The organism is Occallatibacter sp. (genome assembly GCF_035317045.1).
In the GTDB taxonomy this organism is placed as follows: domain Bacteria; phylum Acidobacteriota; class Terriglobia; order Terriglobales; family Acidobacteriaceae; genus Telmatobacter.
The window spans coordinates 135,598-155,405 of sequence record NZ_DATHHT010000023.1; the positions used below are offsets into that span (position 1 = coordinate 135,598).

The 19,808-nt window shown below is 58.3% G+C and carries 19 protein-coding genes; 12 read left to right on the top strand and 7 right to left on the bottom strand.

All coding sequences use genetic code 11. From position 1 onward, the window contains the following. The first annotated feature begins 65 nt into the window (after positions 1 to 65). The 4 genes from VK574_RS10810 (at position 66) to VK574_RS10825 (ending at position 3,927) form a co-directional block, all read left to right on the top strand. Complete coding sequence (locus VK574_RS10810) at positions 66 to 1,568, top strand: sensor histidine kinase (RefSeq protein WP_472799857.1); 1,503 nt, start codon at positions 66 to 68, stop codon at positions 1,566 to 1,568. Beyond that, entirely contained in the window at positions 1,568 to 2,344 is a 777-nt protein-coding gene (locus VK574_RS10815; protein ID WP_472799858.1) for a response regulator transcription factor, read from the top strand. The genes VK574_RS10810 and VK574_RS10815 overlap by 1 nt, the downstream gene beginning before the upstream one ends. 138 nt (positions 2,345 to 2,482) lie before the next feature. Next, positions 2,483 to 3,103 carry a hypothetical protein gene (locus tag VK574_RS10820; RefSeq protein WP_472799859.1) on the top strand — a complete coding sequence of 207 codons (621 nt, stop codon included), beginning with the start codon at positions 2,483 to 2,485 and terminating at the stop codon, positions 3,101 to 3,103. Positions 3,104 to 3,351: 248 nt separating this feature from the next. Next, positions 3,352 to 3,927, top strand: a complete 576-nt coding sequence (locus tag VK574_RS10825) for an MEDS domain-containing protein (RefSeq protein WP_472799860.1) — start codon at positions 3,352 to 3,354, stop codon at positions 3,925 to 3,927. A 174-nt stretch (positions 3,928 to 4,101) separates the two neighbouring features. Here the strand turns inward: VK574_RS10825 and VK574_RS10830 are convergent, their stop codons facing one another. Then, positions 4,102 to 4,887, bottom strand: coding sequence for a helix-turn-helix domain-containing protein (locus VK574_RS10830; RefSeq protein ID WP_472799861.1), 786 nt, complete (start codon positions 4,885 to 4,887; stop codon positions 4,102 to 4,104). Between the two features lie 80 nt (positions 4,888 to 4,967). Then, complete coding sequence (locus VK574_RS10835) at positions 4,968 to 5,516, bottom strand: carboxymuconolactone decarboxylase family protein (protein ID WP_472799862.1); 549 nt, start codon at positions 5,514 to 5,516, stop codon at positions 4,968 to 4,970. 230 nt (positions 5,517 to 5,746) lie between these two features. On the opposite strand from VK574_RS10835, the gene VK574_RS10840 reads away from it, so the two are divergent. Further along, positions 5,747 to 6,130 (top strand): nuclear transport factor 2 family protein, encoded by a 384-nt coding sequence (locus VK574_RS10840; protein ID WP_472799863.1) that lies wholly within the window; start codon positions 5,747 to 5,749, stop codon positions 6,128 to 6,130. 61 nt (positions 6,131 to 6,191) lie between these two features. Here VK574_RS10840 and VK574_RS10845 read toward each other — a convergent pair whose 3' ends face one another. Then, positions 6,192 to 6,710, bottom strand: coding sequence for a sulfite exporter TauE/SafE family protein (locus VK574_RS10845; protein ID WP_472799864.1), 519 nt, complete (start codon positions 6,708 to 6,710; stop codon positions 6,192 to 6,194). On the opposite strand from VK574_RS10845, the gene VK574_RS10850 reads away from it, so the two are divergent. From VK574_RS10850 to VK574_RS10865, 4 genes are all read left to right on the top strand, one after another. Then, positions 6,710 to 7,072, top strand: a complete 363-nt coding sequence (locus VK574_RS10850) for a PadR family transcriptional regulator (RefSeq protein ID WP_472799865.1) — start codon at positions 6,710 to 6,712, stop codon at positions 7,070 to 7,072. The genes VK574_RS10845 and VK574_RS10850 overlap by 1 nt on opposite strands. Positions 7,073 to 7,176: 104 nt before the next feature. Then, positions 7,177 to 9,711 (top strand): ABC transporter permease, encoded by a 2,535-nt coding sequence (locus tag VK574_RS10855; RefSeq protein WP_472799866.1) that lies wholly within the window; start codon positions 7,177 to 7,179, stop codon positions 9,709 to 9,711. A gap of 4 nt (positions 9,712 to 9,715) precedes the next feature. Continuing rightward, on the top strand, positions 9,716 to 10,726 hold the full coding sequence (locus VK574_RS10860) for a sulfurtransferase (RefSeq protein ID WP_472799867.1): 1,011 nt from the start codon (positions 9,716 to 9,718) through the stop codon (positions 10,724 to 10,726). A gap of 10 nt (positions 10,727 to 10,736) precedes the next feature. Next, entirely contained in the window at positions 10,737 to 11,648 is a 912-nt protein-coding gene (locus tag VK574_RS10865) for a sulfurtransferase (RefSeq protein ID WP_472799868.1), read from the top strand. Between the two features lie 258 nt (positions 11,649 to 11,906). Here the strand turns inward: VK574_RS10865 and VK574_RS10870 are convergent, their stop codons facing one another. Beyond that, the gene (locus tag VK574_RS10870; RefSeq protein ID WP_472799869.1) at positions 11,907 to 12,455 is read right to left on the bottom strand and encodes an adenine phosphoribosyltransferase; all 549 of its coding nucleotides are present in this window, start codon (positions 12,453 to 12,455) and stop codon (positions 11,907 to 11,909) included. Between the two features lie 250 nt (positions 12,456 to 12,705). Continuing rightward, positions 12,706 to 12,990, bottom strand: coding sequence for an acylphosphatase (locus VK574_RS10875; protein ID WP_472799870.1), 285 nt, complete (start codon positions 12,988 to 12,990; stop codon positions 12,706 to 12,708). Positions 12,991 to 13,258: 268 nt separating this feature from the next. Between VK574_RS10875 and VK574_RS10880 the strand changes: the two genes are divergently transcribed. The 3 genes from VK574_RS10880 to VK574_RS10890 all read left to right on the top strand — a co-directional run bounded on the left by VK574_RS10880 (position 13,259) and on the right by VK574_RS10890 (position 16,034). After that, positions 13,259 to 14,287, top strand: coding sequence for a YncE family protein (locus VK574_RS10880; RefSeq protein WP_472799871.1), 1,029 nt, complete (start codon positions 13,259 to 13,261; stop codon positions 14,285 to 14,287). 122 nt (positions 14,288 to 14,409) lie between these two features. Beyond that, positions 14,410 to 15,000, top strand: coding sequence for an anthranilate synthase component II (locus VK574_RS10885; protein ID WP_472799872.1), 591 nt, complete (start codon positions 14,410 to 14,412; stop codon positions 14,998 to 15,000). Between the two features lie 5 nt (positions 15,001 to 15,005). Beyond that, positions 15,006 to 16,034 carry a hypothetical protein gene (locus tag VK574_RS10890; RefSeq protein ID WP_472799873.1) on the top strand — a complete coding sequence of 343 codons (1,029 nt, stop codon included), beginning with the start codon at positions 15,006 to 15,008 and terminating at the stop codon, positions 16,032 to 16,034. 7 nt (positions 16,035 to 16,041) lie between these two features. Here the strand turns inward: VK574_RS10890 and trpE are convergent, their stop codons facing one another. Both trpE and VK574_RS10900 read right to left on the bottom strand, forming a co-directional pair. Continuing rightward, positions 16,042 to 17,571, bottom strand: a complete 1,530-nt coding sequence (gene trpE / locus VK574_RS10895) for an anthranilate synthase component I (protein WP_472799874.1) — start codon at positions 17,569 to 17,571, stop codon at positions 16,042 to 16,044. Positions 17,572 to 17,732: 161 nt separating this feature from the next. Next, positions 17,733 to 19,727, bottom strand: coding sequence for a serine hydrolase domain-containing protein (locus tag VK574_RS10900; RefSeq protein WP_472799875.1), 1,995 nt, complete (start codon positions 19,725 to 19,727; stop codon positions 17,733 to 17,735). Positions 19,728 to 19,808 lie beyond the last annotated feature (81 nt).

A 19,808-nucleotide genomic window follows, 5' to 3' on the forward strand; every position in this document is an offset into this window, starting at 1 on the left:
AGTTGCGCTCATCCAACTGCCCGGGTGCTCCTCCTCATGGCATCCGAAGGAAAGGCCGGTAACGGTTGTCTGGAACCTACATTCCGCTCCGCGCCTCATTTGCGTCGCGACGCTCGCGCGGCTCCGGGCTGCAGGTGCTCCTGTTCTCAACGGAGTGCGCTCTCGGCATCGTCTCTGTAGTGCTCGTGGGGGTCTTTGCGCACTGGCTGCAATGGCTGCTTCCCGTCGCCGTAGTGCTCTATCTGCTCATCGTTGTGCCCACCGCTCTCTGGTGCGGATTCTGGCAGGCCGTGATCGTCTCGCTTTCCGCGGTGGTCGTGCATAGCTACTTTGCAGCGCGCTTCAACAGGCTCAATCCGGCCACCGATCCGGCAAACTCCGTCACACTCGTGGCGTTCATTCTCACCGCCCTGGTCATCAGCCGCCTGTCCGCGCGCGTCACGGAGCACGCACGCGAAACCGATTCCTGGGGCGGCCAGATGCAGGATCTCTACGAGTTCACGCGGCGCACGCTGCAGATGAATCTGCACGTAGAACCCGGCGCCCAGCTCGTCGAACTGGTGCATGAGATATTCGCTCTCGAGGCCGTCGTCATCTTCGACGCGGATCTGCACGAGACTTACCAGGCCGGCTTCTGGAACGTCGATCCGCAAGAGCTCGCTCAGAACGTTTATTTCTTCGAGACGTCGGACGACGATCCGGAGACAGGCATTGCACGCCGTGTGGTTCGTCTTGGCGCCGCACCCATCGGTGCGGTTGTCCTGCGCGGCGACACCAGTCCATTGACCAACAATGCAATTGCATCTCTGGTGGCCATCACTTTCGACCGCTACCGCGCCTTCGCTAACGAGAGCCGCATCGAAACCGAGCGTCAGACCGAGCAGCTTCGCTCTACCGTGCTGGATGCGTTGGCGCACGAGTACAAGACGCCGCTCACCGCCATACGCGCAGCCTCCACCGGACTCAATGAGATGGGCAAGCTTTCCGCAGGCCAGGGCGAGCTCGTCTCGCTCATCAATGAGCAGGCCGACCTGCTCAACGATTTGACGACGCGCCTGTTGACTACTGCGCGGCTCGATGCCGGCGAAGTCACCGTTCATGCGTTGCCTGTCGGCGTTGCCGCCCTGATTGACGAAGTCGTTGCCAGCCTCAGCGAGCGGCTGGCCTCGATGAAGGTCGCAATCGATATGCCCGACGACACCCTCGTGCTCTGCTGCGACCGGCGCTTGATCACGATGCTTTTATCGCAATACATCGACAACGCCTGCAAGTACGCGATTTACGGCACCACGATCACCATTCGCGCCATCCAGTCAAAGGCCGAGGTCATCTTCTCGGTGCACAGCTTCGGCCCGGTCATTCCCATTGCCGATCGCGAACGCATCTTCGATCGCTACTATCGTTCGTCGGGCTCAGCCAATCGCGCCACCGGCACCGGCATCGGTCTGTCGGTAGCCAAGCGCGCGGCGACGATCCACGATGGATACGTCTGGGTCACCAGCGACCAGGATGAAGGCAACACGTTTTATGCGGCCATCCCATCCCAGGCACGAAAGAGGGAATCGTAATGAACCAGCCCGCCATTCGCATTCTGATCGTCGATGATGAATCCGCCATCCGCCGCGCGCTCAGGCCGCCGCTCGCCGAGCTCGGATTTGAATTCAGCGAAGCCTCGCGCGGAGAGGAGGCGCTCCAGTTGCTGCGTTCCAGCCCGTACGACGTGGTGCTTCTCGACATCAATATGCCGGGCATCGGCGGAATTGAGACTTTACGCCGTATCCGCACATTTGCACCCCGCCTGCCCGTGCTGATGCTGACGGTGCGCGACGGCGAAAGCGAAAAAGTGGAAGCGCTCGAACTCGGAGCCGATGACTACATCACCAAGCCCTTCAGCACCCGTGAGCTGATTGCACGCATCCGTACGGCGGTCCGCAGGGTGCATGCCCCGGCACGCGCCGAAGATGCGCCCATCGAGATTGGAGAGATCCGCCTCAACCCGTCGAAGCGTAGCGTGACCCGCGGCGGCCAGCCCGTCCATCTCACGCGCAAGGAGTACGAGATTCTCTACACCATGATGAGCCGCGCGGGCCGCGTCGTCTCTTACGCCAAGCTGCTCACCGCCGTGTGGGGCGCGGAATGCCGCGAAGAGGTCGAGTATCTGCGCACCTTCATTCGCCAGTTGCGCAAGAAAATCGAGGACGATCCATCAAAGCCGCTCTACCTGCTGACGGATGTATACGTGGGCTATCGCTTCGCCGACGCGCAGATGCTGCAAGATGCGGCGGTCGATCCTGCATCTGCCGGACCCGAAGTCAGCGAACATGTGTCGGAAAACGCGTCCTAGCGATCCAGTTCGAAGGGGACTTGGATACACTACCGCTACCCAACGGGCAACCTCTTCCAAGGTCTCACGATTGTGAATTCAACCTCGATAGCCTTGTCCGAGCATCGGTATTTTTCAGTTGTAGCAGTCGCTGTCACAGTGACAGTACTCGCAGGATTCATACCGCTCTACACGTTGCGTCTCTTGCGTCACGACCCGAATCTGACGCTGCTCGTGCATGCTCACGGATTCGTGATGACGGCGTGGATTGCGCTGTTTCTGACACAAACTTTGCTGATCGCGAGGCATCGCGTCGATCTGCACCGACGGCTTGGGATGTTCGGCGTGGGGCTTGCATCGCTTGTGATTCTGGTAGGCATGCCTACTCTGGTGAATGCCGCCGCACGCAGGTCGCACGATGTTCACAGTACCCGGTTTTTGTGGATGCTGGCCGCTTTTGACGGCCTTGCTCTGGTTGTGTTTGCTGGACTGGTTGGCGCTGCCATTTTTCTCCGCCGGCGTGGCGACTATCACAAGCGGTTGATGCTGCTGGCGACGCTCAGCCTGCTTGGTCCCGCATTCGGTCGCCTCACTGAATATGCGAGAGGGTTTCGAGGCAACAGTGATTTTGGGGTATTGCTCCTCTGCGTGGGGACCGTTCTGGTGTGCGCCCTTGTCGACACAATGAGATCGCATCGACTGCATCCGGCGTTTGTCTGGGGAGGAGTGTCCGTCATTGGCATGGATGTGGCTACTTACATAGCCAAGATCATGCTCTAAGATGGCCGCGCAATCTGACGCGAGTACAAGTGTGTCGGACGCGAGACATACAGAGTTGCCGAAGAAACGCGTCACACGCTCGATATACGCGGAGCCACTACATCCTCCAGACTTGATACGGCATCTGACTTTATTCAGGGACTCCGATTTAGCACCGGCTTTAGCGTTTTACCTTGCAGGTTTCCTCAAACTCAGGCACCATTTCTGGTGCTGATCGATTCGGCAGCAATAAGTCTTCAGGTGAAGCAATGAGCAGCAACGCGGAATTTCATTCAAGCACTACTCCAATATTCTGGGGCGAGATTGCTCCCTGCGAGCACATTGCGCAGTTCTATGAAAATGACGACGTTTTGCTGGACACGCTTTTCGGATTCGTGGCCGGTGGCCTGACGCGGGGCGAGAGCACCATCGTGATCGCAACGCCAGAGCATCTTGAAGCTTTGGAACGTCGATTGGCCGCCACCAACGGCGAACTGGTAGCTGCGTTGATGGAGGATCGATACATAGCCCTTGATGCCAGCACCGCCCTCAACAGCTTCATGGTGGATCACTGGCCAGACGATCAGCTATTTACCAACTTCGTTACCGGTTTGCTCAGACGCGCGCAAGTTAACGGCAGTCGCGTGCGCGCATTTGGAGAAATGGTGGCGTTACTTTGGGCGAGAGGCGACACCGGGGCTACAGTCCGGCTTGAGCACCTATGGCAACAGTTCTGTCTGAGCCAGTCGTTCTCGCTTTTCTGTGCATATCCAAAGGCTGGGTTCACCAAGGCCCCGACAAATTCGATGGCCGAAATATGCGCCGCGCACTCCCGGCTTGTCTGACCTCAATTCAGAAGCGTCTAAGTAATCAGCCATAGCGTTTGGTGGTTGGCCACGTCTCTGGGAACCCACCCGGCATAACGCGAGGGTGCCCCATTTCTGGATTCCCAGGCCAGGGATTTCACAACCTTCAATTCACCACACCATCGCGCCTTGGTCTTCGATCCATGTATCCCGTCAAATCACTTTTCCCTCGACGTCATTAGGAAACATGCACTCAACTCGCAGTTCCTGCGCAGTAATGCACTGCGGCGTACCGACGGTTGTGATCAAAGAAAAGTATGAGAAGCGCTCGTTTCCTCGCCGAAAGGTAACAGGCAACACAGGACTCTGAGGAGCCAGAGGCGGCTTCAATCCTTCGATGCCGGGATACTTACGCAGCCGCTGCAGCAGCTCTTGGAGCCCTGCATCCACCACCTGCCCCACCGCTTCCCGCCGCACCCTTTGCAGCAGGCCGGCAGCAACCCTTTCCCAATCCTCAACAAAGGGCCGCAGCCCCGCTGGATCGAACATCAGGTCAAGCAGATTGCGTGGCTTGGGTCTCATGTCCAGATCGACGAAGGAGCCAAAGAATCGCGGCGCGGCCTCATTGGTTCGCACCACGTTCCAGTGCCGGTCCAGCACAAGCGCTGGATGAGGCTCATGTTGCCGCAGCATCCGGTCGATTGCCCGGGTTACGATCGCCATTTGCTCGGCATCCATATTTTGCTCGCTGTATTGCGGGGCGTATCCCGACGCGAGCAGCAGAACATTCCTCTCGCGTAGGGGAATGTTCAAAGCATCGGAAACGATGGAAAGGAAGTCCCGGCTCGGCGCACTCCGCCCGCTCTCCACAAAGCTCAGATGACGCTGTGAGATGCCGGTGTCCATCGAGAGGCCGAGTTGGCTCTTGCCGCGCAAGTGTCTCCAGTGGCGCAGCAATTCGCCGAGCTGAGGAACTGCGGGAGTGGAATGCGTTCTCATCACGATCTCCTCCTGTCAACGCCAGGCCGGGCGACGGAACCTTTCCAGTGGCCGACTCCCCGGGGTACCATTTTCCACCTTCACCCTCGCCAGGCGTACTGCCGGAATGGATCTTCCAGCGGCGGATTGGCGATGGTTCCAGCGTAGTTTGTGATCGTCGAAGCTGCCACTATGGCGACAACTTCCAAAACCTGTTCCTTCGTGAAGCCGGCAGCGATGAACGAATCGAATTCCTGATCGCTCAGGTGCCCGCGCTTCTCAATGAGCGTTCTTGCCAAGGTGGAAAGCGCAGCAAATCGCTTGTCCATGGGCACGCGCCGCTCCCGAATAGTTTCAGTCTCTTCAGAACTGACTCCCTGTTGGAGCGCCAGGGCCGTATGGAACGCCACGGCATAGTTGGAAGAATTCGCGACTGCATCTGTCAGGAGGACGATTTGAATCTCCGGCTCGGTGAGGCTGCTGCTGTGAACCTGTTGAAACACGCCCACGAGGGAATTGATGAGCTTCGGTGAATTTGCAATCGTGGCCGCGAGGTTGGGTAGAACACCAAACGCCTGCTGCAGCTGTTCGAGCCCCGACTTTGAACCTGCGGGAGACGAAGCGATCGTATGAATCGGATAGTTCGGCATGTGATCCTCCAGTGTGATCTGTAGCGCCACAGATGATTCTGGGCGGCTACTGACCTAATATCGGATAGTTTGCGAGGCGCAGCAATTACCTCGCAGGTAATCGGCGGGTGGCACCACATCACGGGGAATTCCACCGGCACAAACACGCCCATTCGATTCCGCTAATGTGTAAATATCACTCATACGGACGAAGATCCTTATTGAAGCCGAGAATTCGGAGGGGAGCAATCATGCAGGACGAACAGATCCGTGAAGTCTTAAATGCGCATTGGCATGCGTCTGCAGGCGGGGATCTAGACGCGGAGCACGAAATTTACGATGACAATGCCATATGCGATTATCCCCAGTCGGGCGAGCGCATCCTGGGGAGAAGCAATCTGCAAGCCTTGCGAAGTCATCACCCTGGCAAGCCGTCAGGCTTCAACGTCAGGCGAATGCTCGGGAAAGGCGATCTTTGGGTTACGGAGTACACCATCACCTACGAGGGTCGGCCTGCGTACACAGTAAGCATCATGGAATTCCGCAACGGTAAGGTAGTGCACGAGACGCAGTATTTCGCAGATCCCTTTGACGCACCAGATTGGCGAAGCCAATGGGTTCAGCAGATAGCGTGACGCCGCGCTAAGAACGCTTGGTGCTGAAAGCGGTAAAGGAGCATCCGGGAAAGGACACACTTCACCTCTGCAGGAACATCTTCACGGCTACGCCTAGCAGACACGCAGCGAAGACACGTCGGAGTTGCAGCCCAGCCGCGAACTGCGCAAACGTCCCTCCGAAGTAGCCGCCGACAAAAAAGCCTACGGCCAGCAGCATTGCCAGCTTCAAGTTGACGTGACCGGCGTTGTAGTACTTCCAGAACGCCAGGGCGCCAATTGGGAGAAGCATTGTCGCGAGCGAAGTTCCTTGAGCGCTCTTTTGATCCATACCGTATCCGTACACAAGGATCGGGATCAGGAAAATGGCACCCCCCAATCCAATCATCCCCGAAATGACCCCAATCACCACTCCAATTGCCAGGGGAAGGAGCAAATTCATTGGAAGCCTCCATTTTTTTCTTGACTCAGTCTGTGAACGAGCATATATGTCGTGTTGCGTAGTAGTACACCGTATGCCATGCGAATGCAACGAGAAAATGACGAGCGAGCGGAATTGAGATCCAGACGACGCCCGCGTCGAATTGAAGGATGGTTCCATTGGGCAAGAAACGAACGATCGAATCCTATTTGCCGCTGACTCCGGCGCTCTTCCATGTCCTGCTGGCGCTCGCCGATGGTGAGAAGCACGGTTACGTGATCAGCAAGGAGATTGCGCGCAGGACCGACAACGAAGTCAATCTGAGCACGGGGACGCTGTACGGCATCATCAAGCGACTGCTCGAAGACGGGATGATTGAAGAATCTTCAGAGCGTCCGGACTTCAGCCTGGACGACCAGCGACGGCGCTACTATCGCCTGACGAAGCTGGGCAGGACAGTGGCTGAAGCTGAAGCCGAGCGGATGGAGCGCGTATTGGCACTGGCGCGTTTGAAGAATGTTCTGGGCCCGCAGAACGCCTGAGGTGAACCATGCGAGTCAGAACGAATCCAACTGCGCAAGAACGGTTCTTGAGTACGCTCCTACGCCTGCTTCCGACAGACTTTCAGGACCGTTTCGCAGGTGAGATGCGGACACTTTTCCGCGACCAGCAGCGTGATGCAAGGGATGCGGGGCGTTTTGCATATTTGCGGTTCTTCGTGAATACCACCTGCGGGCTGATCGCAACCGCGTTCCGAGAGCATCGGGAGATTCTGTTCCAGGATGCGGATTACGCGCTCCGGCTGATGCGGAGGGATTTGTCGTTCACGATAGCCGTGATCGCGATTCTAGGGATGGCTATTGGGGCGAGTACGACGGCATTCATCGCGGCGAATGCAATTCTGATACAGCCTCTACCGTTTTCTGGCGGCAATCACCTGATACATCTTCAACAGCGCCAGCCCGGGGTCGGCGTGGAGAACATGGGGTTCTCCGTGAAGGAAATCGAAGACTATCGGTCGCAAAACCATACCCTCGATGCGCTGGTCGAATTCCACGAGATGACGTTCAGCCTGCTTGGCGGTCGAGAGCCCGTCCGCGTGGACACTGGGGTGGTTTCTGCGAATTTTTTCCGCATTCTGGGAGTGACGCCGCTCTATGGCCGCTCGTTTATGGATGAGGACGACACGCCGAATGCGCGTCCCGTACTGATACTTAGCTACAACTTCTGGAAAAAAAGCTTCGGTGGCGACCCCAACGTTGTTGGCCAGAAGTATTCCATGAACGACAAAGAGCATGTCGTGGTCGGTATCTTGCCGCCGATCCCACAGTTTCCCTCTGAAGTCGATGTGTACATGCCCACTGTGGCATGCCCCACGCGTTCCGGGGAGCACGCGATGCATGAGCGCCAGTGGCACATGATGAATGTGTATGCAACGCTCAAGCCCGGGGTAACGCTGGCCGAGGCGCAAACCGATCTCAACCAGATTGCCAAGCGCCTGCAGGTCGCATACCCGGATGATTATCCGATTGCGAAGGGCTACGAGATCGGCTTGCGGCCGGTCCATGAAGAGCTCTCCCACGATATTCGTCCAGTGCTGATCGTGCTCTCTGCGGCTGTTGGCCTGCTGCTGCTGCTGGCATGCACGAACGTGACGGGAATCATGGTTTCGCGAATGCTGGCGCGCACCCGGGAACTGGCTGTTCGGACGATCCTCGGAGCAGGTCGAAACCGAATCCTGCGCGCCATGATAACGGAAGGCATCATGCTCGCGATCTTCGGCGGTTTAGCCGGATTGATCTTTGCGTATGGGAGCCTGGGGTTGCTGGTGAGTTTCACAGCGAAATTCACCAGCCTTGCCTCACAACTCAGTTTTACGCAGGGCGCGATCGTTTTTTGTCTTTTGCTCTCGTTGGCGTGTGGGGTTGTGATCGGAATGGCGCCATCCATTGGAGTGCGCTTCATGCCGCCGTTCACGATGGAGAGAGGCAATGTCAGCGTATCCGGTCGAATCAGTTCGAAGACCCGCGGCGCGCTGGTTGCGGCGCAGCTTGCGTTTTGCGTGATCCTTCTGGTGGGGGCCGGCCTGGCGCTGCGTACCGTGCTCCATCTGGAACGAGTCGACGCGGGATTTCAACCAAGCGGGGTCCTTACGTCGCGCATATACATTTTGAACGGAACGCACCAGGAGTTCTTCAAGCAACTTCTGCAGCGCATACGACGCCTGCCTGGAGTAGAGTCCGCCGGATTGGCGAGTACGATACCGCTGCACGACGCTGTATCAGACGGGCCTGTGCCGATCGAGGTTCGCGACGCGGAAGCCATCCAGCGCAACGAAACCAGGCCCAACCCTCCGGTTATTCGAATCGTGACGCCGGATTATTTCCGCACGCTGGGCGCTCGTATCCTTGCCGGCCGCGACTTCAGCGAGCAGGACACGAAGGAAGCGACGCCGGTCGTAATAGTCAACCAGCACCTTGCCAGCCACTATTGGCCGAATGGCAGCGCGGTGGGAAAGCAGATTGCCGTCTCGCCTGATAAGTGGCTCTCCATTGTCGGAGTCGTAAGTGACGTCCGCCACGTCGGACTCGATCAGGACCCCAGCGATGAGGTATACGGGTCGCTGGCGGAATCCTCTCAGGCTGCAATGAGCCTGGTTATCCGGAGTCCGCAGACCTCTCCGGATCTGGGAGCCCAGCTTAGGTGGATTGCGCATGACATCGATCCGAAAGCCGTGGTAGCGGATGTGCGTCCGATGATGCAAGTGCGCAGCGACTGGCTTGCATCTCGGCGCATGACCGCGATGTTCCTGAGCGTCTTCGCGGTGATTGCGTTATGTATCACGGCATCAGGCATCAGCGGAATGATGGCGCTCACTGTGGGAGAACGAAAACATGAGATCGGCGTGCGGCTTGCGGTCGGGGCGACGCCAGGCACCGTCATCCTGTCAATGATGAAGCAAGTGCTGGTTCTCATGATGATTGGGTTGGGGACAGGATTTGGAGGGGCCTGGATGATGTCGACGTCCATGTCGCACATCATTTCCGGTATCGCACCTCGCGACGCAATCACCTTCGCAGTTTCGTCGGCGCTGCTGATCGCAGTGACGATGGCTTCATCGTTCGTGCCACTGACTCGAATTGCCAAGCTCGATCCGGTTGTGTTGCTAAAGGCAGAGTGAACTCATGCTGGAAAAGGAAGCGATGCTGAGAGAGATGACAAGCAAGGCGGCGCTTCCGTTGATCGGAGCCGCCGTCTTGAGCACGGCGTTTCAACGCGTTTACGCCCAGGATGACCCCCGACCGACAGTGCGCACGGAGATGCTGGTATCGACTACATGGCTGCAGCAACACCTTAATGACCACGACCTGATTGTCGTGTACATCGGACGCGACCGAAGTCAATTCGATTCCGGACACATACCGGGCTCACGTTTTGTGCGGCTCGACGAGTTGGTTGAACAGCACAAGGACTCGCTGAACGAGCTCCCATCGGTCGAGGACCTGCAGGCTACGTTCGAAAGCCTGGGAGTGAGTCAGCAATCGCGCTTGATACTTGCCGACGATACCGGCGGCGTTCTGGCGGCACGAGCTTTCTTCACCCTCGACTACCTCGGACTCGGGGATCACGCGGCCCTATTGGACGGAGGTATGAAAACGTGGAAGGCGGAATTGCGAAGGACGTCGAAGGAAGAGCCTCTTGTAGCTCGCGCCGAGTTCATCCCGCATGTTCATCGCGACATTCTGGTCAGCACTGCGCAAATGCGAAGACTGAGCTTTGGTGCCGGCAAGGGTGTTTCCGATTACGCATTACTCGATGCAAGACCGGTGGCCGAACATACTGGCATTGTGAATTCCGAATCCATCTCTCAGTCCGGGCACATCGCCGGATCGCGAAGCTTGTATTGGAAGAGGTTGATTCGCTCCGACGCGGATCCGCAACTGCTAAGTCCGGAAGAACTGCAACAGCGATTCCAAGATGCAGGCGCCGGGTCGAGTAGGACGGTTGTCACCTATTGCCGAACCGGAATGCAGTCGTCATTTACGTATTTTGTCGCAAGGTATCTGGGATACCGGGCTGCCATGTACGACGGCTCGATCTACGAGTGGGTTCGCACCGCCGGCAACATACTTGTGCGCTCACCCGCTCTACAGCGGGCGACCGCTACTCATCAACAAAAACATCTCACCCGATGAAGGAACTAATATGAAACGAAATTCCATGTTGTCGATAGTCGCCGCGTGTTCGCTGTTCAGCCTTTTCAGTTTGTCTGGCAGTGCCGCGTCCAAAAGTTCAACAGATGCCGGTCCTGCGCATCCGGAACTGGTTGTCTCCACTCAATGGCTGGCTGGCCACCTGGCTGATCCGAACCTGGTGATCGTGCATATCGGCCATGACGAAAGCGACTATCGCGCAGCCCATATCCCCGGCGCACGATATCTGTCGATGGACAAATTCGCCACCGGTCAAACCGCGCCGGGAACCGAACTGCTGCCCCCAGACCAGTTGAAGAAGAACCTGGAGGAAATCGGGATTGGTGACGACTCGCGCGTAGTGTATTACGCGCCTGACTGGGACCCAATGGCAACCCGTCTCTTCTTTACCCTGGACTACCTGGGACACGGAAACCAAGCTGCACTGCTCGATGGCGGCCTTGACCAGTGGACTCGAGAAAACCGGCCCACCTCGACAGAGACCCGAGACGTTAAACCCGGGAGCCTGACAGTCCATCTGCATCCTGAGATCATTGCAAAGATGGATTACATGAAGAGATTAGTTGGCGATCCGGAGAAGGAAATCGTTATCGTCGACGCTCGTCCGTCGAAGCGTTATCGCAACGGTCACTTGGGCGGCGCCCAATCGCTCTACTGGGAGAACGCGCTGGTCAGCGAGAAAGAGCCCTTGCTGAAATCGCCGGAGCAACTTCGGCAGCTCTTTACCGCGGCCGGAGTCACCGGCAAGACGAAGGCCGTTTCGTATTGCGAAGTCGGCTTGCAGGCCTCGTATGTGTACATGCTGGCGCGTTACCTTGGCTTTGACGCCGCGATGTACGACGGTTCTTACAGAGAATGGAGTGACGCCAAACAACAAGTGGTACGGGGAGACTCTGCCCAGTAGCGGGCAGCCTCTTGATTTTCAGTCCCGCATCGGTAGTACCGAACCGAGTGAGGCATCGTTGTGTTCGGAGAATTCACGCCTTTAGGATCGAGCGGGGACAGATCGATACATACCCGCACCCCCTCCCGAAATTTGCAGCTTTCCACCGCGAATTTGCAGGAAATTAGCCCAATGAGCTCCGACCGTATCAGTCGGGGATCGATTGGCGATGAATGAGGGCGCTTTCAAGCTGCAGGCTACGCGTGCAGATCTGCCTTGCTATTCGTCGTAGTGCAACAGGCTGAAGACGTCGTACTTCTTGAAGCGGTCGCGGCCCTTCAGGAAATCCAGCTCCACGGCAAAGGCGAGCCCGGCAATCTCGCCGCCCAGTTCATTCACCAACTTGACCGTCGCTTCCATGGTGCCCCCAGTCGCAAGCAGGTCATCGACCAGCACCACGCGCTGCCCCGGCTGGATTGCGTCCATGTGAATCTCCAGCGTGTCCGATCCGTATTCGAGGTCGTAGGTGACGCGTGCCACGGGCGCCGGGAGTTTGCGCGGTTTGCGCACCGGCACGAACCCTGCATTCAGCCGATAGGCGAGCGCGGGCCCGAAGATGAACCCGCGGGCCTCGATCCCCAGCACCAGGTCGATTTTGCGTTCGAGATAGTGGGCGGCCATCAAATCGATCAGCTTGGCAAAGCCTGTCTTATCCTTCAGCAGCGTGGTGATGTCATAAAACAAGATCCCCGGCTTGGGAAAATCCGGCACGGTGCGCACCAGCGCCTTCAGTGCTTCCACGTCAATCGGCTTGATTGCTTCGGGCATGCGTTCGCTCGCTCCTCGAGACTGTCGAAGTTGTCAGTCTTCAGTCCTCAGCTCTCAGTCTTACCGACTGGCCTCTGATAACTGAGATCTGAAAACTGCGCGAAGTGCTCTAAAAAATTATTGCTGTCAACAGCAATTATAAAAGGCAGGTCTTCAGTAGTGGTCTTCAGTCCTCAGTTATCAGTCATGCTGGTCGTCCAACAGAAAAACTGTCCACTGTGCACTGACCACTGCGCAGCTTGGCGGCGCCTCACCACGCCCCTTCAATCCGGAACGCATTCAGCCCCGTCGCCTCTTTGTCGTCCAGATGGTGCTCAATGAGGCGGTCGACGCGGCTGCCGCGCGGGCCACGGCGAAGGCTGGCGCGCAGTTCTGCCAGGTCATCAGCAGTGCCTGAGGCCACGACTTCCACATCGCCATCTTCGGTATTGCGCACCCAGCCGCGCAGATCAAGCTCGCTGGCTTCGCGATGAACGAACCAGCGGAAACCTACGCCCTGCACGCGCCCTTGAATCAGAAAGTGGAGAACCATCATTTGAAGACCATCGTCAGTTTTTCAGATGCGCTTGCTTCCGCGCAACCGGGAAGGCGCCACGCCACGTCGCGCGGCGCAGAGAGAGTAGTGCATTTGCGGCTTTTGCGCGATCTTTCACTGATTGCAACCGCATATTGATGTAGCTTCAGCGCAGATTAAGGAGGGCAGACGTAGGATTGCGCTGACTGGAAGAAGAAAGCCGTGGATTGGGATTTTCACGCACACTTGTCGGAATCGCTCTCACATTCTTCACCAGAGAGGGGAAAAAATGAAAACATTTCGGATTGCCTCTGTTGCAGCAGCAGTGCTCTTGGCCTCTGCGATTGAGGTGCCTGCGATTGCGCAATCAGACTGGAAAGTCGTGAAGACTTTCCCCGTGGGTGGTGATGGCGGGTGGGACTACCTTACAGTTGATGCCGCAAGCCACCGGCTCTTTGTCCCGCGCACCACGCACACCCAGGTGCTCGATGAGAATACGGGCAAAGTGCTGGGCGACATTCCCGGCCAGAAGGTCGCGCACGGCGTCGCCATCGCTCCCAATGCCGGACGCGGTTTCATTACCGACGGCGGCGGCAGCGGGGCGATCGTCATCTTCGACTTGAAGACCTACGCGGTGCTGGGGACCCTGGCGACCGTACCGGACTCGGACGGCATCATCTACGACGCCGCACAGGACCGCGTTCTCGCGGTTTCCGGTGACGGCGGCGTGCTGATGACATTCAAGCCCGACATCGATCCGAAAAATGGCAAAATTGATCCTCCCATCGAGCTTGGCGGGAAGCCGGAATTCCTGGCCGCCGATGGCACGGGCAAGATCTATATCAATCTTGAGGACAAGGACCTTGTCGCGGTTGTCGACCTGCAGAGCCGGAGTGTGACCTCCCGTTGGCCGGTGACTCCAGGTGGCCATCCCGTCGGCATGTCGCTGGACTCCCGGACGCACCGCCTGTTTGTGGGCTGTCGCAAGCCGCAGAAGCTGATTGTGATGAGTACGGAGACAGGCAAAGTACTGGCCGACCTCCCCATCGGTGTGGGAGTTGATGCTACCAAGGTAGATGGAGCCCTTGCCTTCGCAAGCTGCCGGGACGGCTCCCTGATCGTGGCCGGCGAAAAAGCGGGGAAATACGAGGTCGCTCAGACCGTCAAGACTCCCGATGGAGCGAGAACCATGGGCGTCGACACAACGGCGCACCAAATCTTCCTTCCCACCGCGGAATTCGAGCCGCAGCCCGCCGGATCTACGGCCCGTCCGAAGGCAAAGCCAGGCACGTTCATGATCGTCGAGGTCGCTCGCTAGCCCGCATGGCGGGTTGCGCGGTCAGATGTTGAAGACTGCTTTGAACATCGGAACAACCCGAGCGGCTTTGGGATCGGCCCGGCTCCGATCTGATTGCCGCTCGCGCTACACTGGTTTCACCGATGGTTTTTGTCCTCGATAACTACGATTCTTTCACCTACAACCTTGTTCAATACCTGGGCGAGCTTGGGGCGGATGTGCTGGTTCGCCGCAACGACGAACTCACCGTCGAAGAGGTGGAAGCACTGAAGCCGGAGCGCATCCTGCTGTCGCCGGGCCCCTGCACGCCGGCAGAAGCGGGCATCCTGGTTCCGCTCATCCGCCACATGGCGGGCAAAGCTCCCATCCTCGGCGTTTGCCTGGGGCACCAGGCCATCGGCGAAGCCTTTGGCGGACAGGTCGTGCGCGCCCAGAGCCTGATGCATGGCAAGACGAGCAAAGTGAATCATGACGGCAAAGGCATTTTTTCCGGATTGCCGACACCGCTTATCTGCACCCGGTATCACTCCCTGATTGTGGCCGAGAAATCGCTGCCGTCGGATCTTGAAGTTACGGCGCGCACGGCGGAAGCAAACGGCGCGGGCGCAAAGGGCAGGTCTGTCATCATGGGGCTGCGCCACCGCACGATGAAGGTCGAGGGCGTCCAGTTTCATCCCGAGTCCGTGTTGACCGAAGGCGGTCACCAGATGATCCGCAACTTCCTGGAAATGTAGGCGCGATGCAAGACTCCCATAGGCCCGCGAAAGACACGCTGCATTGGATTCTGATATGCGGGGCGTGCTGCGCCGGCCCACTTCTGTGGTCGCAGGCGCCCAAGTCCCGGCCTACGCCTCCTTCGGAAACGCAGCCGGCTCCGCCGAGTACGCCTGCGGACAGCAATCCGTCCTATGGACCCACGCAATCGGGGCCGATCGCAATCGTTCCACTCGACAGCAAAGATCCCGCCAGTGCCGCCATGGTGACGGGAGCGTTGCAAGTTGCCAATGGGCGAGCGATGATCGCCACCAACGGAGCCATCACCTCGGGCACCGGCACGACTGAAGTGACGCTGCCGCGGCGGGGCGTGTTGCGCGTGTGCGCATCGACCACCGTGAAGTTGGCCGCTGACGCCAGCGTTCCCAAGGACGAGATCGCCGGCCTGATGATGGTGATCGATCACGGCGCGGTCGAGGCAAGCTTTGCCACCGGCCGCAATTCTGACGTGCTGCTTACTCCCGACTTCCGCATTCTGATCGGGGGTCCCGGCGCGGCGGATGTGAAGGTGCGCCTTGGCCAGCATGGCGACACGTGCGTTGACAATGCAGGTGTGAGCGCGCCCTACGTGCTGGTGACGAGCGTCTTTGACGGCGGCATCTATCGCGTGCAGGCGGGGCAGCGCGTGATGTTCCAGCACGGAAGCGTGACTTCGGTGGTCGACCAGGAGAAGGAGTCTTGCGGATGCCCGGCGCCGCTGCATCCGAACACCAATGAGTTCCCTGAGGCGCAGAGCGCAGGCCTCTCACCGCTTCCCCCGCCCGGTCCCCCGGGAGTGACGCCCTCAACCGCACCGACTGAGGCGACAGACACGTTCGTGCACAAGAGCGGCGAACCTCCGCCTGCGACCGACACCATTACGGCAACTGGCGGAGAACCTGTTCCGCCGGTGCATGTGCCAAGGCACAAGCTGCCCAAGGTCAAAGGCGACAAGAAGCCCGGATTCATGGCGCGCATGGGGCACTTCTTCCGCCGGCTGTTTGGCGCGGAGTAGCTTTCAACTACAGTTCCCGGGCGCGCTCAATCGCGCGAATCACGGCCTGAGCCTTGTTGAGCGACTCCTGATGTTCAAGCTCCGGGACGGAGTCGGCAACAATGCCGGCGCCCGCCTGGACGTATCCTTTGCCACCGGTGGTCAGCAGCGAGCGGATGGCGATGCAAGAGTCGAGATTGCCGGAGAAGTCGGCGTAGAGCACGGCGCCTCCGTACGTCCCGCGGCGCGACGGCTCCAACTCTTCGATGATCTCCATGGCGCGAACCTTGGGCGCACCTGAGAGCGTGCCGGCAGGAAAGCATGCGCGCAGCGCGTCGACAGCGGTTAGTTCAGGCTTAAGTTTGCCTTCGATGGTGCTGACAATGTGCATCACATGGCTGTAGCGCTCGACAAACATCAGGCGATCGACTTTAACGCTGCCAAACTCGCTGACACGGCCGACATCGTTGCGGCCGAGGTCGACAAGCATCACGTGCTCGGCGCGTTCCTTCTCGTCGTGCATCATCTCGTCTTCGAGGCGCAGATCTTCAGCTTCGTTAGCTCCACGTGGACGCGTGCCCGCGATCGGCCGATACTCGACTTTGCGATCGTGCACGCGCACCAGCAACTCCGGCGATGAGCCGGCAAGCTCCACGCTGTTCGAGGGCTTCGATCTTTTCGCGGTGCCCAGCGACCCATCCGGTGTAAAACGCAGGAAGTACATGTAGGGGCTTGGATTCACCGTGCGCAGCGAGCGATACACCTGGAAGGTGTCCATGCCCGTTGTCACATCGAGACGCTGCGAAAGCACGGCCTGAAAGATGTCACCCGCGGCGATGTATTCCTTGGTGCGCTCGACGGCGGCAAGAAAGTTCTTCTTGCTGGTGCGTCGCTTTACCTTCACCGGATTGGCGGTCCGCACTTGCGGCAGCTTCGGCAACGGCGTCGCCAGGCGCTTTTCCATCTTCGCCAGCCTCTTTACCGCCTTGGCGTAAGCTTCATCGGGTTTGGTAAGCGTAACGTCGGCCGTGGCCACCATCCAGATCTGTTTGCGCACGTGGTCAAAGGCGAGCACTTCATCGAAAAAGAGTAGGCACGCATCAGGAACACCGAGTTCATCCTTGGCGTGATTGGGCAGCCGCTCGATCTGGCGAACAGCGTCGTAGGCGAAGAAACCGATAGCGCCGGCTGTGAACGGAGGAAGTCCGGCGATCCGTGCCGGCTTGTGGCCGCCGAGTGCCTCGCGCAGCACTTCAAAGATGTCGCCCTCAATGCGCGTGGTGCGACCGCCTTCGGTGATATCGATCTGCTGGCCGCGCGCGACGATCCGCTTGTACGGATTGAGCCCGATAAAGGTGTAGCGGCCAACTTGTTCGCCGTTCTCAACCGACTCCAGCAGAAAGCATTCGCGTTCCTGCCACGCCGCGCGCAAGAAGGCCGAGACCGGAGTTTCAAGGTCGGCCGTGAGCGTGCGGTAGACGGGGACGAGCGTATGCTTTTTGGCGAGCGCCAAAAATTCCTTGCGGCTGGGTTGGATGAGATTCGATGAGGGCTTCACAGCTTCCAGTGTAAAGGAGCACTGAAGGAACCAATGATTGGACGAGTGAACAAAATGAAAGAGTGAAAAAAAGTGAAAGAGTGAACCAGTGAACGCGCCGTCACTTCGTCACTTCTTCACTTGTTCGCTTGTTCACTCGTTAACTCATTCACTTCTTGCCGCTAGATCCGATTCGTCGGCCCGATGATGTGCCAATGAATGGCGAACCAGCTCACGAAGGCGCAAGCGAGCGCCACGAAGGAAAACTTGAGCTTCGTAATCACGCGAATCTCCCGGCTCCAGGCGTCGATTCCGGCAACAACGGCAAGCGTGCTGAGGACGATCGCCAGCATGGCGACGAAATTTTCCGCGACAAACCATTTGAACCACGCAGGAGTGGGAGGCATCAGGTCGTCGCCCTTTACAGCGAAATATCCGATCAGCACGCCAAGGAAAATGACCCACAGGAAGGCAGCCAGCCGTGGCGCAGCGGTGATCCAGATGGTTCCCGGCTGCGGCTCAGGACGGCCACGCCTGCGCTGGAACAGGCGGCGCCAGGTTCGAATGAGACTGGCAAGAATCACGAGTACAAGGATCCCGATGCTCGACCAGAGAGCGATCAATACCCAGGTCTGGTTTTCATACCAGGGCACGCGCTGCAGTTGCACTCCGGGAAAATCGACGGCAAGGCGCACCACCTTGTTCCGGCCATCACGAATCGCGAAGAGGTGCTGCTGTTCACCCTCGGCCAGCCACAGATCCTTGCCGATCGGCTTCCACTTGATCGGATGACCGCGCAGATCTCGCGCACCGTTGATTGTGAGAACGCCATCTTTGTCGACCGATGCACTGCGCTGGCTGAACAACGTTGAAAGCTTGAATTTGGTGGTGTCGTCACGGCGCGTCGACTCGTACGTTCCCGCAATATCTTTCAATTGATTTGCCGGCGTTTTCACATATTGAACGTCTGGTGCGCCAGGAAAGTAGCGATCTGAAAAAAAGTTGATGATCTCCGGCCTCGGCTCTGAGCCGCCGCCAGCCGAGTTGTAGGAGACAAACAGCACAATCTTCTGCGTTGGTTCGACAAAGAAGAGGCTGTGAAATGCAATCAGATCACCCTCATGCCCGATCCAGTGGAGATGGTTGCGCCAGTCCTGGTAAAAGCCCATGCAGATCGGAGGCAGTTGGTCGCTGGCTCGGAACTGCGGTGTCCACATCCGCGCAAGTGTCTCCGGCTTGAGGATGTGCTTGCCATCGAGTTCGCCGCCGTTCAGCAGCGCCTGTCCAAAGCGGCCCATGTCGGCGGCGCTCGAGGAGATGCCGCCAGCGCCGACGGGGTTGAAGATCTCAAAACCGACAGCGGGCTTGGTGGTGTTTCCGCGATAACCATCCGATGGAAGGTTGGCCAACGATTTCTCCAGCGGCTGATAGAAAGACGAGTGGGTCATGCCGAGTGGCGCGAAGATGTGCTCCTGTACATATTGTTCGAAGGGCTCTCCGCTGGTGCGCTGAACAATGTAGCTTGCAAGTCCTACTCCGTAATTTGAATATGCCGGGATTTCCCCCGGAGGATAGATACGCATCGGCTGGTTGGCGATCAGATAATCGCGCAGCGAGACCGCCTGTTTGGGATTGGTAATGATGATTTCATCGAGCGACTCTTCAAATCCCGCCGTGTGCGTCATCAGGTCGCGCAGCGTAATTGGCTTGTTGAAGGCGGCGCGGATCGGAAAGTCGAGATACTGATTGACGTCGGTGTCAAGGTTCAGCTTGCCTTGCTCCTCCAGTTGCATTACCGAGACCCATGTGAAGAGCTTCGAAATCGAGGCAAGTCGAAAGATCGTCGATGCCGGATCGACGGGCTTCTTCGATTTAACGTCGGCGTAGCCATAGCCCTTCTGGAGCAGGACATTGCCATCCTTCATCACCAGCACAGATGCGCCTGCGATGTCGTTTCGCTCAAGCTGGAGGGGAAGGACGCCGTCGAAAAAAGCGGCGAGATCCGCCTGGTCGAGAGAGTGGCCGGGTGTGGGCGCGCTCGTTCCGGGCTTGATGGCCTGGGGTTGCGCGATTTGGCTGGAGTCCGGCGGGACCTTCGCGATGGGCGCCTGGGCAAAGACCGGCCACACGGTGAGAAAGGTCGCGGCCACCAGCACCGCGCTTGCAAGTCTGCGCATAAGCCTCTCCAATCGCCATGGCTCTCTCCAATGACTGCGATGAACGCGCGTCATCGCGTTGATCTGACTGAAGTGGGGATT